General features: G+C 38.1%; 9 protein-coding genes. All 9 read left to right on the forward strand.

What is annotated here, in order from left to right:
- Positions 1 to 64 precede the first annotated feature (64 nt).
- Complete coding sequence (locus NZD88_RS07445; protein WP_259828490.1) at positions 65 to 1,834, forward strand: ComEC/Rec2 family competence protein; 1,770 nt, start codon at positions 65 to 67, stop codon at positions 1,832 to 1,834.
- 143 nt (positions 1,835 to 1,977) lie between these two features.
- On the forward strand, positions 1,978 to 2,640 hold the full coding sequence (locus NZD88_RS07450) for a succinate dehydrogenase cytochrome b subunit (RefSeq protein ID WP_048508425.1): 663 nt from the start codon (positions 1,978 to 1,980) through the stop codon (positions 2,638 to 2,640).
- Between the two features lie 15 nt (positions 2,641 to 2,655).
- Complete coding sequence (locus tag NZD88_RS07455) at positions 2,656 to 4,668, forward strand: fumarate reductase/succinate dehydrogenase flavoprotein subunit (RefSeq protein WP_259828491.1); 2,013 nt, start codon at positions 2,656 to 2,658, stop codon at positions 4,666 to 4,668.
- A 24-nt stretch (positions 4,669 to 4,692) separates the two neighbouring features.
- Entirely contained in the window at positions 4,693 to 5,460 is a 768-nt protein-coding gene (locus NZD88_RS07460) for a succinate dehydrogenase/fumarate reductase iron-sulfur subunit (RefSeq protein ID WP_034746785.1), read from the forward strand.
- A gap of 316 nt (positions 5,461 to 5,776) precedes the next feature.
- Complete coding sequence (locus tag NZD88_RS07465; protein WP_259828492.1) at positions 5,777 to 7,300, forward strand: TlpA family protein disulfide reductase; 1,524 nt, start codon at positions 5,777 to 5,779, stop codon at positions 7,298 to 7,300.
- A 169-nt stretch (positions 7,301 to 7,469) separates the two neighbouring features.
- On the forward strand, positions 7,470 to 8,876 hold the full coding sequence (gene rlmD / locus NZD88_RS07470; RefSeq protein WP_169232941.1) for a 23S rRNA (uracil(1939)-C(5))-methyltransferase RlmD: 1,407 nt from the start codon (positions 7,470 to 7,472) through the stop codon (positions 8,874 to 8,876).
- 77 nt (positions 8,877 to 8,953) lie between these two features.
- A complete protein-coding gene (locus NZD88_RS07475; protein WP_259828493.1) occupies positions 8,954 to 9,430 on the forward strand; it encodes a DUF6452 family protein in 477 nt (158 codons plus the stop codon).
- Positions 9,396 to 10,064, forward strand: coding sequence for a DUF6048 family protein (locus NZD88_RS07480; RefSeq protein ID WP_259828494.1), 669 nt, complete (start codon positions 9,396 to 9,398; stop codon positions 10,062 to 10,064). Before NZD88_RS07475 ends, NZD88_RS07480 begins: the two co-directional genes overlap by 35 nt.
- A 642-nt stretch (positions 10,065 to 10,706) precedes the next feature.
- Positions 10,707 to 15,245: a GEVED domain-containing protein gene (locus NZD88_RS07485; protein WP_259828495.1), complete on the forward strand. Its 4,539-nt coding sequence runs from the start codon at positions 10,707 to 10,709 to the stop codon at positions 15,243 to 15,245.
- Positions 15,246 to 15,418: the final 173 nt, after the last annotated feature.

Consider the following 15,418-nt stretch of genomic DNA (forward strand, 5'->3'; position numbering starts at 1 on the left):
CAAAATCCGTGTTATTTAATAATCAAATAAATAAGTACTTTTTGATTGTAAATAATAGCATTCATTGGACAAGCAACCTATTCTTATTCTGGCCATCTGTTTTATCCTCGGGATTTTTTTTCAGGATCAGTTGAAGGTGGATAAAAACTCCGTTTATTTTGTATCCGGATGCTGTTTGCTGCTTTTCGTCTTCACATTCTTCCATTCTTATCTCCTGCATAAAATAAAAGCAGGAATGTTGGGGTTACTGTTTTTTGGAGCAGGGATAATCCTTCATTTTTTCCATACTTTTTCGTCACATACTCTTTCGGTTTCTGAAAAAGTAGCTGTAACCTTTAAGATCTCAAAGAAATTAAATTCTACAGAGAAAAATAAAAAATACGAAGTCTATGCCCGTGCCGGAGAAGAAAATTTCAATGCCCTACTTTATATACCCAAAACGCATCAGGAGTTGGATTTTAAACATTATTACAAAGCAGAGGCATATCTGTCAAAACCAAAACCCCCAAAGCATAATTTTCAGTTTGATTACGCGGCCTATTTGCAGCGGAAAGAGATTGAATATCAATGTTATATATCAAGCGGTATTTCTTCAGTGATTAGAACTGATTTAAGTCTGAACGAGCGAATTCAACAGCAGAGATTTGAAGTCTTGAAAAAGATTGATACGGCTGCATTATCTGCAAAGACCCGGGAGTTTTTGAAGGGAATTATTCTGGCAGACAGAACAGAAATGGACGCTGATACGGTACAGGATTTTAACAGGTCCGGGATGGTTCATCTCCTGGCTATTTCCGGGACCCATATCGTGGTTATTTTTGGGATGTTTTACTTCCTGCTGACCCGTTTCAGTCCCTTGCGTTTCAGGAAATATGCGGTTATTTCAAGTATAGCTTTTATCTGGCTGTTTGCCGGATTTATAGGCTTTGGAAACTCTGTAATACGCTCCTGTATCATGCTTACAGTGTATTTCGTCTATGTAATTCTTCAGCGAAAACCGGATTTACTCCACTCACTGTCACTATCTGCTATGATGATCCTGGTTGTTGATACACAGCAGCTTTTTGATGTAGGTTTTCAGTTGAGCTTTCTCGCTGTTTTAGGAATTTTTTGGCTGAATCAGCCTCTTTTAAAATATTTTCCCCGACAGGATGGTTATTTTAAAAAATTAATAATCAGCACCGTTACGATCTCACTGTCCGCGCAACTGGCGACGCTTCCGCTGGTTCTTTATTATTTTCACCAGTTTTCTTTGGTTTCTATTCCTGCCAATATTCTGATTGTTCCCTTTTCAGAACTGCTCATTGTATTTTCTTTTTTGATGACAATTTTTATAGCACTGCAGGTCGATTTTACATGGATCAATTTTGCATATGACATATCAATCCAGGTTTTATTAAAACTTATTCACTGGTTTTCAGAATGGGATTTATTGTTTTTTTCTGAAATTCCTATGAATATAGCAGAAGTCTTGTTTTTATCGGTTATTGTCTATAAGTTGAAACCATTGCTTTTAAAAGTGGATTTGAAAAATTCAATCAGGCTGCTGACCATGATTTTGGTTTTTTTTATGATGAGAACTGGATCCGATATTTTTGAAAATAAAAAAGAAGAAATGCTGCTTCATGACTTTAATAAAACCAAAGTGTTATCTGTAAAAAAAGGTGATAGAGCCTGTTTTTGGATGGATGAAAACGCGGATAAAAAGAAAATGGTGAGATTGATAGCCAGCCCATATTGTGCTTCTAGGCGTATTCGGAGTGTGGAAATAAAGACTTTTCCTCACACGGCACAAAAAGTAGTGTACAACGGTAAGATGTATGATTTGAAATAATAACTGGCATTTTTCATTTTTTCCTTATATAATGCGGTAGATTGTTATTTAGAAAGATTACAAACTGGCTAATTGTGAGATTTCTCACTTCCCGATATTGTTAACATTTCTTAATTTTGTGGGAAATTCAAATTTAAACTTATATGGCAGGTTTAACGAGTTCTACGATAGGTAGAAAATATGCGATGGCATTATCAGCTCTATTTTTGCTGATCTTTCTTATACTGCATTTGACGACCAATTTGTTATCAGTCCTGAATCGTGATGCATTCAATACAGCATCAGATTTTATGGGCTATAATCCTTTTGTGCAGTTCTTAATGCAGCCTGTTCTTGGTTTTGCAGTTCTTTTCCATTTCATTATGGGATTTGTACTGGAAATTAAGAACAATAAAGCGCGTCCGGTAAAGTACGCTTCAAACAACCCTTCCGTGAACTCTTCATGGATGTCCAGAAATATGATTATTTCCGGGGCAGTTGTTTTGGCTTTCCTAGCGCTTCACTTATATGATTTCTGGCTACATGAAATCAATTACAAGTACGTAGAAGGATTAGCTCCTGATGCAGAACGTTTCTGGCCGGAGTTACATGAGAAGTTTGCAGACCTTTGGAGAGTCGCTTTATATGTGATCTCTTTTGTTTTGCTAGGACTACATTTGGCTCACGGTTTCCAATCTTCGTTCCAGTCGATTGGTGCCAGACATCCGAAATATACTCCGGTAATTAAAGCTTTTGGAAAATGGTATTCAATCCTTATTCCTGCAGGTTTTATTTTTATTGCAATTTTTCACTTCGTAACTCAATAATATCAATATACCAATATGAGTAAATTAGATTCAAAAATTCCAGCTGGTCCTCTAAAGGATAAATGGAAAAATCATAAAGACCATATGAACCTTGTTGCACCAAACAACAGAGATAAGATTGATATTATTGTTGTAGGTACAGGTTTGGCAGGAGGTTCTGCTGCAGCTACATTAGCTGAACAGGGATATAACGTAAAAGCATTCTGCTACCAGGATTCTCCAAGAAGAGCACACTCAATCGCTGCACAAGGGGGAATCAATGCTGCTAAAAACTATCAGGGTGACGGTGACTCTACATACAGATTATTCTATGATACCATCAAAGGTGGTGACTACAGAGCAAGAGAGGCAAACGTTTACAGATTGGCTGAGGTTTCTGCTAATATCATCGACCAGTGTGTTTCACAAGGGGTACCTTTTGGAAGAGATTACGGCGGACAGTTAGATAACCGTTCATTTGGTGGGGTTCAGGTAAAAAGAACTTTCTATGCTAAAGGACAAACAGGTCAGCAGTTATTATTAGGTGCTTATTCTTCTTTAAGCCGTCAAATCGGTAAGGGTAGAGTAAAAATGTATAACCGTCACGAAATGCTAGATTTAGTAATTGTAGACGGAAAAGCAAGAGGGATCATCGCAAGAAACCTTGTAACAGGTGAGGTTGAAAGACATTCTGCTCACGCTGTAGTTATTGGATCAGGAGGATACGGAAACGTATACTTCCTTTCTACCAATGCAATGGGGTCAAACGTTTCTGCAGCATGGAAAATTCATAAAAAAGGAGCCTATTTTGCAAACCCTTGTTATGTACAGATCCACCCGACTTGTATTCCTGTTCACGGAACGCAGCAGTCTAAGCTGACTTTGATGTCTGAATCATTAAGAAACTCAGGAAGAATCTGGGTTCCTAAAAAGATTGAAGATTCAGTAGCCATCAGAGAAGGTAAATTAAGACCTGAAAATATTAAAGAAGAAGATAGAGATTACTATTTAGAAAGAAGATATCCTGCATTCGGAAACTTAGTTCCTCGTGACGTTGCGTCTAGAGCGGGTAAAGAAAGATGTGATGCTGGTTTCGGAATCGAAAATAATGATACTAAAGAAGGTGTTTACTTAGATTTCTCTACAGAAATCATCAAAAAAGGTAAAGAAGCTGCTATTGAAAAGCATATTCATAATCCTAGTGACCAGCAAATCTACGATCTCGGAAAAGCTTGGATTGAAGAAAAATACGGTAACCTATTTGTAATGTACGAAAAGATTACTGCTGATGATCCTTACAAAACTCCAATGAAGATTTATCCTGCCGTTCACTATACCATGGGTGGTGTTTGGGTTGATTATAACCTTCAGTCTACCATTCCTGGATGTTTCGTAATTGGTGAAGCTAACTTCTCAGACCACGGAGCCAACAGATTGGGAGCTTCTGCATTAATGCAAGGTCTTGCAGATGGATATTTTGTACTTCCTTACACCATTGCAGATTATCTTTCTGCAGATATCAGAACAGGAACTATTCCTACAGATTCAGCTGATTTCATTGAAGCTGAAAAAGGAATTAAAGATAAAATAGATTTCTTCTTAAATAATAAAGGAACTCATTCTGTAGACCACTTCCATAAGCAATTAGGAAACATTATGTGGAATAAAGTAGGAATGGGAAGAACTCCTGAAGGATTAAGAGAAGCAATTAAAGAAATTGAAGAAGTGAAAAACGATTTCTGGAAAAACGTAAAAGTTCCGGGAGACGTTGAAGGTATGAACACTGAACTTGAAAAAGCATTCAGAGTAGCAGACTTTATTGAACTTGGACAATTAATGGCTATCGATGCATTACACAGAAACGAATCTTGTGGTGGGCATTTCAGAGAAGATCATGCTACTCCGGAAGGGGAAGCAGAAAGAGATGACGTCAACTTTAAATATGTAGGAGCTTGGGAATATCAGGGTGATGATATCAAACAGGAAGTTCTGCACAAAGAAGATCTTATCTATGACAACATCGAAGTTAAAGCGAGAAGTTACAAATAATCTCCAACCTATAAATATAACATTATGAGTGCAAAAAAAGGCCTTCATCTTACACTGAAAATTTGGAGACAGAAAAATAGCAAAACTAAAGGTCAGTTTGAGACCTATAAAATATCAGATGTTTCTACAGATTCTTCATTCTTAGAAATGTTAGACATCCTTAATGAGAATATTATTAACGAGGGAAAAGAACCTATTGCTTTCGACCACGATTGTCGTGAAGGAATTTGCGGAATGTGTTCTCTATACATCAATGGTAGAGCTCACGGTCCGGATACAGGTATCACGACTTGTCAGTTGCACATGAGAATGTTCAAAGATGGTGAAACCATCGTTATCGAGCCATGGAGAAGTGCTGCTTTCCCGGTTATTAAAGACTTAATGGTAGACAGAAGTGCATTCGACAGAGTAATGGCTGCCGGAGGTTTCATTTCAGTGAATACTTCAGGTAATACTTTGGATGCTAATGCTATTCCGGTTCCTAAAGAAGATGCAGACAAAGCAATGGATGCTGCAGCATGTATCGGATGTGGTGCGTGTGTAGCTACTTGTAAAAACGGATCTGCAATGTTATTCGTTGGAGCTAAAGTTTCTCAGTTTGCTTTATTACCGCAAGGTAGAGTAGAAGCTAAGAGAAGAGTTCTGAACATGGTGAAAGCGATGGACGAAGAAGGATTCGGAAACTGTTCAAATACCGGTGCTTGTGAAATTGAATGTCCGAAAGGAATTTCTCTTGAAAACATCGCCAGAATGAACAGAGAATACATGGCTGCTATGGTAGACAACGGATAGAACCTATTCAAATACATAAAAAATCGTCTTCATTATGGAGGCGATTTTTTTATGCTATGCCTTTAGCTGTTAAAATTTGTTAAGTTGTTGAGAGGATAAGATATTCTTTATTTAATAAGTCTATATTTGGTGAGCACTTTTTATGAAAAGAAGAAGAATTATCATTCACAGAGTTCTTTTTGTCTATTAAAATTTATGCTGAGAAAAAGCTCTCAACGTCCCTTTTCATAGGTTTTCATAAAATTTTCAAAAAAAATAAATAGTCTTAATCAACAAGCCGTAAAAAACGGTATTTTTGTGTAATATTAAAATTGAAATGAAAAAATATCTTTTATTGTTTATCATCACAGCTTTTGTGATGTCTTGTTCAAAAAAAGTTGAAGTAAAAGGAAAAATTGCTGGAAGTTCACCGCTCGAAAGAATTGAATTTGTTGAAGCTTCCGGTGTAGCAACACTTCCACTTGCTAATATAGGTTTAGATAAAAATGGAAATTTTACAGGAAGCTTCGAAGCTCCTAAAGACGGAATGTATGTGATCAACTATGCAGGAAGACAAAATCTTATTTATCTTGAAGGCGGACAGAAATTAAATATTTCTGGAAACGCAATGACCTTTCCAAACGAATTCGTAGTAACAGGAGATGCTAAGAAAAACAACGATTTCCTTCAGGCCAGCCAAAAATTTTTAGGGGAGTACGGAAGTAAGATCAATATTCAGCAGTTAATGGCAGGAGACGAAAAAACGTTTCTAAAAGGAGCGCAGAAGATCGAAGCTGATATCAACAAAAATGTAGAGGATCTTGCTCAAAAAAATAATCCGGGTAAAGGGATCCTTGAGTGGAAAAAGAATGATGTGAAAGTAACGATTCTGAACCTTCTTGCCAATTATGAAATGGCACAGCGTCAGATGTCAGGAAATCCTTCATTTAAAGTTTCTAAGCCTTTCCAGGATTATGAAACCAAACTGGAAGAGAATAAAGATGTAATGGTAAAAACAATTCCATTATACAGACAATATTTACTTGTGAAAATGAGCCCTGACTTTCAAAAGTTTGCAGAAGCTAAAACTAAAGGAAAAACAGATGTTACGACTTCTGAAGTCTTCGCACAGTTCCTGAAAGACAGAAAAGGAATTTCACAGACCGCTAAAGAATATCTTTTAGCATTTGTCGTGGCTCAGGATATTCATCCGGGCGCTCCTGCAAAGAATACAGAGAAAATCAAAAAAATTATTGATACAGATATTAAAGATGCTTCTATAAAAGCTGACCTTGTGAAAATGCAGGTAGCAATCAATGGACTTAAAGTAGGAGAAGCTGCTCCGGAAGCTTCATTGGTAAAAGCAGACGGTAAATCTTACCAGCTTTCTGAAAATAAAGGCAAACCTTATATGTTGTTCTTCTATGCATCTTGGAACCCTTACATCAGTGAAGCTACAGTTCCGGTATTAAAAGAAGTTGTGAATTTCTACAAATCAAAAATGAACTTTGTTTTTGTAAACGTTGATGATACAAAAGATCAGTTTGTGAAAACAAGCAGCGCCTTATTAAAAGGAATTCCTGGAACAAATGTTTACGGAGAAAAAGGTCTGGAATCTGATATCGCTAAAAAATATGGCGTTTACGGATTCAAACTGCCTTGCTTTGTAGTAGTAGATAAAGACGGGAAGATTGCCAGCAGATCTTTTGTAAACTTAGGTGAGCAGGAGGTTGTAACAATTCTTGATAAACTTACAGGTCTTTCTGCACCAAGAGCAGAACCTAATGTACAAATGCAGCCGGGAATGCAAATGGCTCCTGCAGCACAACCTGCAAATCCACAGCCTGCCCCTACAAAATAATAAACTTTAATATAGATGGAAACCTTATCTTCGGATAAGGTTTTTTTTATTGTATTTTTGCGGAATCAAACCGGAAGTTTTTTCGGATGTATTAGAAAAAATAGAAATAGAGATTTAGGAATGAGACCGGAGGGTTTCTTCCGACCATTAAAAGAAATTGAGTTTACGGATGAGAAAGAAGAAAGATATAATTCTTGAAAATATTAAGTTGTTCGGTGCAGGGGCAAAAGGTGTTGCGATAGGAAGAACAGAAGAAGGAAAAACAGTACTGATCTCAGGCGCAGTCCCGGGAGATGTTGTTAATGCAAGGGTGAAAAAATCCAAGTCCAAATACTATGAGGCAGAAACCGTAGAAGTGGTAGAGCCTTCACCATTCAGAGTAGAGCCTAAATGTATTCATTTCGGGACATGCGGTGGATGTAAGTGGCAGAATATGAGCTACGAAAAACAACTGGATTTCAAACAGGAAGAGGTATACAATAATATCAAAAGAATCGGAGGAATTGAAGACTTTGAAACCGTTCCGATCTTAGGCGCTGAAGAACAGTATTTTTACAGAAATAAAATGGAGTTTTCTTTCTCAAACGCGAGATGGCTTACTCAATATGAAATAAGTTCAGAAGAAAACTTCGGAAGCAAAGATGCCCTTGGGTTCCATATTCCGGGAATGTGGAGTAAGATTTTAGATCTTAAAGAATGTTTCCTTCAGGAAGATCCATCCAATGCGATACGTCTGGCTGTGAAAAAGTTTGGGGTAGACAACGGACTGGATTTCTTTGATGTGAAAAATCAGGAAGGCTTTTTGAGAACCTTAATGATGAGACAAAACTCTAAAGGAGAGTGGATGGTTTTATTCCAGCTTTACAGAGAAGAGAAGAACAACAGAGAGCAGCTTTTCCAGTACCTATTAGAGAAATTCCCGCAGATCAAAACGTTGGTGTATGCCATTAATCCAAAACAAAACGATTCTATCTACGATTTAAATGTTAATATTTATTATGGAGAAGGATTCTTAATGGAAGAAATGGATGGGCTGAAGTTTAAAATCGGTCCGAAATCATTCTTTCAGACCAATTACAAACAGGCATTGGAACTTTACAGAAAAACATTGGAATTTGCTGATCTGAAAGGTGATGAAGTAGTTTATGATCTATATACAGGAACAGGAACCATCGCACAATATGTTGCCAGAAATGCAAAACATGTTATCGGTATAGAATCTGTTCAGGAAGCTATAGATGCTGCCATTGAACATGCTGAATTAAACGGTCTTACCAATACAACGTTCTATTGTGGAGATATGAAAAATGTCTTTAACGATGAATTTATGGAAAATCATCCAAAAGCTGATGTTTTAATTACCGATCCGCCAAGAGATGGAATGCACCAGAAAGTGGTTGAGCAAATCCTGAAACTGGCTCCTGAAAAAGTAGTCTATGTAAGCTGTAATTCTGCAACGCAGGCAAGAGATTTAGCTTTAATGAAAGAACATTATACCTTGGTGAAAATATTACCTGTGGATATGTTCCCACAAACGCACCATGTTGAAAACATAGCGTTGCTGATTAAAAAATAATTTTATTTAAATTTGAATTTCAAATCTTAATATGAAACGTCAGTTCCATCTGACTCAATAAAAATAAAAATATACAGATGAAATACTTTAAATTTCTCGTTATGATCTGCTTCATAGGAATGCTTTTCTCCTGTGGCGGAGAAGACGATATCTGTGAGAGCGGTGAAGGTACGCCTAGAATGAAAGTTTCTTTTAAAAATCTGGCGAACGATAAAGTGAGAACCTTAGATTCGTTATATGTAGCAGTAGACTACGGTTCCGGCAAAGTACAACTAGGGAAACTAACGAAAATCGATTCAAGGCTGATCCCGTTAAGGGTAGACGATTCACCTTATACAGATGTTTATTTCAGGCTTGCAGATAAAGGGACTGAATCTCACATTCGGGTTACTTATACAACGAAAACCAAATATGTATCTCCGGGATGCGGGATTAAAAAAAGCTACGAGAATTTAAGTTCAGAATTAATACAATCAAATCCTGTCCTGAAAGTGGAAACAGGACAAAACCAAATAGAGAATGAAGACAAGACTAATCTTTTCCTTCTTTTTTAGCATAATAGGAATACTGGGGCTGGCCCAGGAAAAAAAGGAGACCAAAGAAACCAAAAAAGTTCAGGAGAAATACAAACCGAATTTTATGGTGGGTTTTGATGTTCTTAATGCTGGAGTTTCTTTTTTTTCAGACAGAAAGCTTTACCAGGGCTTTATCTCATCAAAAGTGAGAGGAAATGTTCATGCTATTGCAGAAGCCGGTTTTGAGAAAAATGTTTATCAGAAGAACGGTTATGATGCTAAAGCAAGCGGTCCTTTTGTAAAACTGGGTGCATTTTATATGCTCGCAAAAGATCTTGAAAACGAATTCAACGGTTTCTATGCCGGAGGTAAAATTGGCGGTGCATTCTACAACCAGGAATATATGGCAGTCCCTGTGCGTGGTTTTGGAGGAAGCGGTTCCTCTGTAGCATTCCCATCGTCTTCCCAAACTTCTGCCTGGGTAGAAGGTACGCTGGGTGGAAGAGTGCAGCTATTCGAGTCCAATTTTTATATTGATGTCAATCTTCAGCCAAAATATTTAGTGTACACTTCCAAACAGGATGATATTACACCCATGATAGTGCCGGGATTCGGTAAAAGTTCAGCTAAATTCAATATGGGGTTTGCCTGGAATATTGCCTATAAATTTTAAAAAAAATGAGACTGATTCTTACTATTAATTATACCATCCGTCTTTATTAAAAGTAACAAAGTATATCATCATGAATCCTCAGATTTTTATCTGGGGATTTTTTGATGAATATGAAAGCAATAAGTGGAGTAAAAATTAATGTCTCATACTGATATATCATTACTGTCGATGAAAAGGAAGGGATTGGGCAAGGCCCGGATTTATTGAAAAGTTAGAGTAATTCAAAATAATATAAAATCCTCAGGCTCTCCGGAGGATTTTATGTTTTAATGTATTAAATGTATTATTATTGTGAAATTTTTACAAAAAAATATTTGAATGGATATATTAATAGTGAAAAAATTATTAGATTTGTGTAATTATTAAAATATTAGCGTATGAATTAAAAAACTATTCTTTTCAATACAGATTATATGTAAAATGGATGTTTCAAATTAACATTTGAACACCAAAATGGAAAACACTACAATTACTTTATACTATTGTTATCATTAAATTTTAAAAAATATGAGTGGATTTTTACTCTGTAAAATGAGCAGGCCCTTTAGGGTGCTCATAACATTGCTTTGTATGGTCTTTGGGCTGTTCACACAAGCACAAACAGTTACAATTGGTACAGGAACAAGCACACAAAGGTATCCTTTGAGTACTTACTATGGATTCCAAAGAGATGCGTCACTTTATACCGCTGCGGAAGCGAATATTCCTGCGGGTGGAAGTGTCCTGTCGGTAGCATGGAATGCTACGGTAGCGACAACTATTGCTGCTCCGGTAAAGATTTATTTAAAATCTGTTCCAGCTGCAACCACCACGATTACAGCGCAAAACTGGGCAACTGCAACTGCCGGTGCTACTTTAGTGTACAACGGAACCATAAACAGCATCCCTACAGGATGGAATACGGTCACGCTTCAAAATCCTTTTTATTATAATGGGACAGAAAACCTGATGGTATTGGTTGAAACAAACTATGGTGGAGGTGGAAATGGAACTTCAACAGGAAATTCCTTTACCTATTCCAGTAATGCATCGAAACATATGTATCTCGAAGCAGATACTACGGCGCCTACTACTAACGGAACAGTGGATGGTAACAGACCCAATGTTCAGTTAACCTTTGGTCCGCCACCTTCTTGCTTACCTCCTTTAGGATTTACTTCAGGAGCCACAACAGCAACTACAGCTGCGATCAGCTGGACTGCACCTTCTTCTGTACCCGCAGGAGGATATGATGTCTATTACAGTACAACAGCTACGGCCCCTACGGCTGCAACTGTGCCTACACAAACGGTTACTACTGGAACAGGAGTGACCCTTTCTCCATTGGTGCCTAATACAACGTACTATATATGGGTACGATCAAGATGCAGCGCTACTGACCAGAGTACTTGGGTTGGACAGTTAACAGTGACTACACCTCCTTCATGTGTGGCACCTACCGCACTAACCTTAGGAACAGTAATACCAACCAGCGCCAATATAAGCTGGACGGCTGCTTCACCTGCACCTGCAGGAGGATATGATGTATATTACAGTACATCTGCTACAGCGCCAACGGCTGCAACGGTACCTTCACAGACGGTTACAGGAACCACTGCAACACTATCTCCATTGACTGCCAATAGTACCTACTACGTATGGGTAAGATCAAGATGTTCTGCAACAGACCAAAGTTCATGGACAGGGCCACTAACGGTGCTTACGGGATACTGTACACCAACAGGGGGCGGGAGTTCAACTTCATATTATCTGAAAACGATTAATACAACAGGAGGAATTACAAATCTAAATTATACCGCTAATTCCTATACAGCTTATGTTAATAATTCAACTACTGTTTTTTCTGGGTTACCAACCAATACGATAACCATGAATTTGAACAGTGGAACCAGCACGTACAATTACTATGTTTGGGTTGACTGGAATAATAATATGAACTTTAATGATCCGGGCGAAACCATTCTGGCAACGACGGCATATACTACAAATGGAACAGCAGCTATTACTATACCTGGATCACAGCCTCCTGGAAATTACAGAGTAAGAACTTCTACATCATTTATTGGTGCCAATACTTCATGTGGGCCTGCAGCATGGGGTAATTTTGTAGACTTTACATTAAATGTTATTGCTCTGCAACCTTGTAGTACAGCGCCACCAGCTAATATTGCAGTTTCAAATATTACACCAACTACAGCACTTGTAACATGGTTACCTTCAACTGGAGCAACTTATGTATTAAGATACAGAGTTTCACCTTCAGGAGCATGGACTACCGTAAATATCACTGCGCCACTATCAAGCAGCTATCCGATACCTGGTCTTACAGAACAGACACAGTATGAAGTTCAGATTGCTACAATCTGTGGAGGTACAACGGGAGCATTCTCTCCAAGTACTAATTTTACAACACCTGCGATTTCGTATTGTACTTCTGGTTCTACAAGTACCACTATTGATGGTTTCATCAGTAAAGTTACTGTTGTTCCGAATGCTGCAATACCAATGATCAGTAATTCAGATTTCAGCAATTATACAGATTATAGTGCAGATCCTGCAAGACTGATTACCTTAGTAAGAGGTTTAGGAGCTAATACTGTTACTATCGAGAAAACTTGGCCAGGAACTCAATGGTCGTTTGGAACAGGAGTGTGGATTGACTTTAACAGAAACGGGGTTTTTGAAGCTTCTGAGCAGGTTCTGAATTCACCAAGTAATACAACGTCACCTGTTACTGCTATTTTCCCTGTACCTGGTGCTGCCGGGGGAGTGTATATGGGAAATCTTACGACACGTATGCGTGTTGCGCTAAGAGAAAGCGCTGCCGCCGCTGCTTGTGGAACCTTTACCTGGGGTGAAGTGGAAGATTACGCTGTGAAACTTATCGATCAGCCTGCTTGTACTACAGCGCCACCTACAAACATTACAGTAACAAACCTTACAGCAACTACGGCTACGGTATACTGGCTGGCTGCTGCCAACGCAACCTATACCATCAGATGGAGATTATCTCCTAGTGGGGCTTGGACTACTCAGGTTTTAGCTGCTGGAGTAAACAACTATACAATTCCGGGACTTACTGAACAGACTAAGTATGATGTACAGGTATCTACAACATGTGGAACTTCTACAGGTGCATTTTCCGCAACAGTACAGTTTACAACACCGCCACTTTCTTATTGCCCAATGACAGGTACAGGAACTAACGAACACATCTCAAATGTAACCGTTACTTCTTCTAACCCTGGTGTACCGGTAATGAGTAATACAACGGTACAGACTAACTATACAAGTTATTCAACGCCTCAAACATTAATTACTCTTGATGCAGGTTCTGCAAATAATAAACTGTCTGTATCAAAAGGATGGACAGGGGCTACGAGTAATGTTGCTGTTTCAGCTTGGATTGACTATAACAGAAATGGAGTTTTTGAAGCTTCAGAACAAATCTTAACTTCAGCAGCAAGTTCTGCAACTCCTGTTACTAATAATAATTTCAGTGTTCCGGCAACTGCTTATACAGGTCCGTTGACAACAACAATGAGAGTTGTAGTGAAACGTACCAGTGCTCCGGTATTATGCCAGAATGCAGTAAACGGAGAGGTTGAAGATTACGCTGTAAAAATTAGACCATGTAGTAATGGTACACCGAACCAGCCTGGAATCGTTGCAACCCATAATTCTGCGACACTTACTTTCTCAGGAGTTGCCAATACCGTTACTTATCTTGTAAGATACAGACTTCAGGGACCTCCTCCAGGACCGTGGGTACAAGTATATGCTTCGGCATTGTTAAATAACATTCCACTTGTATTAACTGGTTTAACGCCGGCTACTACTTATGAAGTTCAGGTGGCTGCTGTGTGTGGAGATGTTCCAGGTGCATTTACAGCAATCAAACCATTTGTAACAAGATGCGACCCTACACCCCCAAATGTTACGGTAAGTAATATTACCACAAACTCTGCATTGATTACATGGGCACCGCTTGCAGCAAGCTCTACGTATACACTGGAATGGAGAAAAGTGGGAACTACGGTTTGGACTCCGGTGAGCAACATCGCGCCTCCTACCAATACTTATTTGTTAACCGGTTTAGATCCATATACAAAATATGAAGTAAGAGTAGCAAACAAATGCGTTGGAGAAACCACTCTTAACCCGTATTCAAATCCGAAAGTGTTTACTACGGAAAGAACTTGTGAACTTCCTCCTCCAGGATTGACTATTCTTCAACTTTTCCCTACGTGGGCTGAAGTGACTTGGGAAGGATTCCCTGGGGCAACGTATATCCTGAGATATAGAAAAGTAGGTATTCCGAGCTGGACTAATGTTCCTTTAACAACGAATACTTATACTATAACAGGATTATTGGAAGAAACGAAATATGAAATGCAGGTAGTGAACGTTTGTAACGGTACACCGGGTACATACACTCCTCCATACTATTTCACGACACCTACAGTGGTTTATTGCCAGATGGCTTCTCAAAACGCTGTGAACGAACATATCGCTAAAGTGACAGTAGTACCAAACGGAAGACCTAAAATGGAGAATGCTTCTGGACCGTCTAGCTATACAAATTATACAGGAGTACCTGATACATTCATAGAAATGGTTCAGGGATCTACTGGAAATAGCATTACGATTGAGAAAAAATGGAACGGAACCAATCATGACGAAGGTATTGCCGTATGGATAGATTTCAACAGAAATGGAAATTTCGATATCGATGAAAGAGTATTTACTTCACCTCCGAATACCACAAGTCCTGTTACAGGAACATTCAGTGTACCGGTGGATGCTTATGTAAGTATGACAAACTATAAGTATGTAGTAATGAGAGTAGCATTGATGAGAGATGGAGTTCCTGTGAACTGTACTAATTTTGCCAACGGTGAAGTAGAAGATTACTCAGTAAGAATCGCTAAACCGGGAGTGCCAAACCCTGTTAACCAGACTGACATTCTGATTTACCCTAACCCGGTAAGCACAGTATTGTATGTGAAAAATATCAGCAAAAGAGCGAAATATAAGATCTACAATTCTACAGGACAGGTTATCGGTGACGGTATTTTATTAAACAACCAGATCAATGTAAGCAAACTGATCAACGGAGTTTACGTAATAGATATCGAAGACGAAGGTAAAACAGTTCAAAAGAAATTTATTAAAGAATAATATATAAATTTCAAATATAGAAAGCCCTCAGAAATGAGGGCTTTTTTTTATTATATACATATTTTATATTGTTGTGGTATTTTTAATTAATAATTCAATAAACGTTGAATTTTTTTATATAAAATATAAAATATTATTTGTTTTTTTAGTTTCATGGTGTTTTGTTGCTTTAT

Origin of the sequence: Chryseobacterium pyrolae, assembly GCF_025153485.1 — a bacterium.
Lineage (GTDB): Bacteria > Bacteroidota > Bacteroidia > Flavobacteriales > Weeksellaceae > Chryseobacterium > Chryseobacterium antibioticum.

Bases quoted from the DNA above. Each gene is read 5' to 3' on its own strand.
- NZD88_RS07450 (WP_048508425.1), top strand. From the start codon at position 1,978: ATGGCAGGTTTAACGAGTTCTACGATAGGTAGAAAATATGCGATGGCA.
- NZD88_RS07455 (WP_259828491.1), top strand. From the start codon at position 2,656: ATGAGTAAATTAGATTCAAAAATTCCAGCTGGTCCTCTAAAGGATAAA.
- NZD88_RS07460 (WP_034746785.1), top strand. From the start codon at position 4,693: ATGAGTGCAAAAAAAGGCCTTCATCTTACACTGAAAATTTGGAGACAG.
- NZD88_RS07465 (WP_259828492.1), top strand. From the start codon at position 5,777: ATGAAAAAATATCTTTTATTGTTTATCATCACAGCTTTTGTGATGTCT.
- rlmD (WP_169232941.1), top strand. From the start codon at position 7,470: ATGAGAAAGAAGAAAGATATAATTCTTGAAAATATTAAGTTGTTCGGT.
- NZD88_RS07475 (WP_259828493.1), top strand. From the start codon at position 8,954: ATGAAATACTTTAAATTTCTCGTTATGATCTGCTTCATAGGAATGCTT.
- NZD88_RS07480 (WP_259828494.1), top strand. From the start codon at position 9,396: ATGAAGACAAGACTAATCTTTTCCTTCTTTTTTAGCATAATAGGAATA.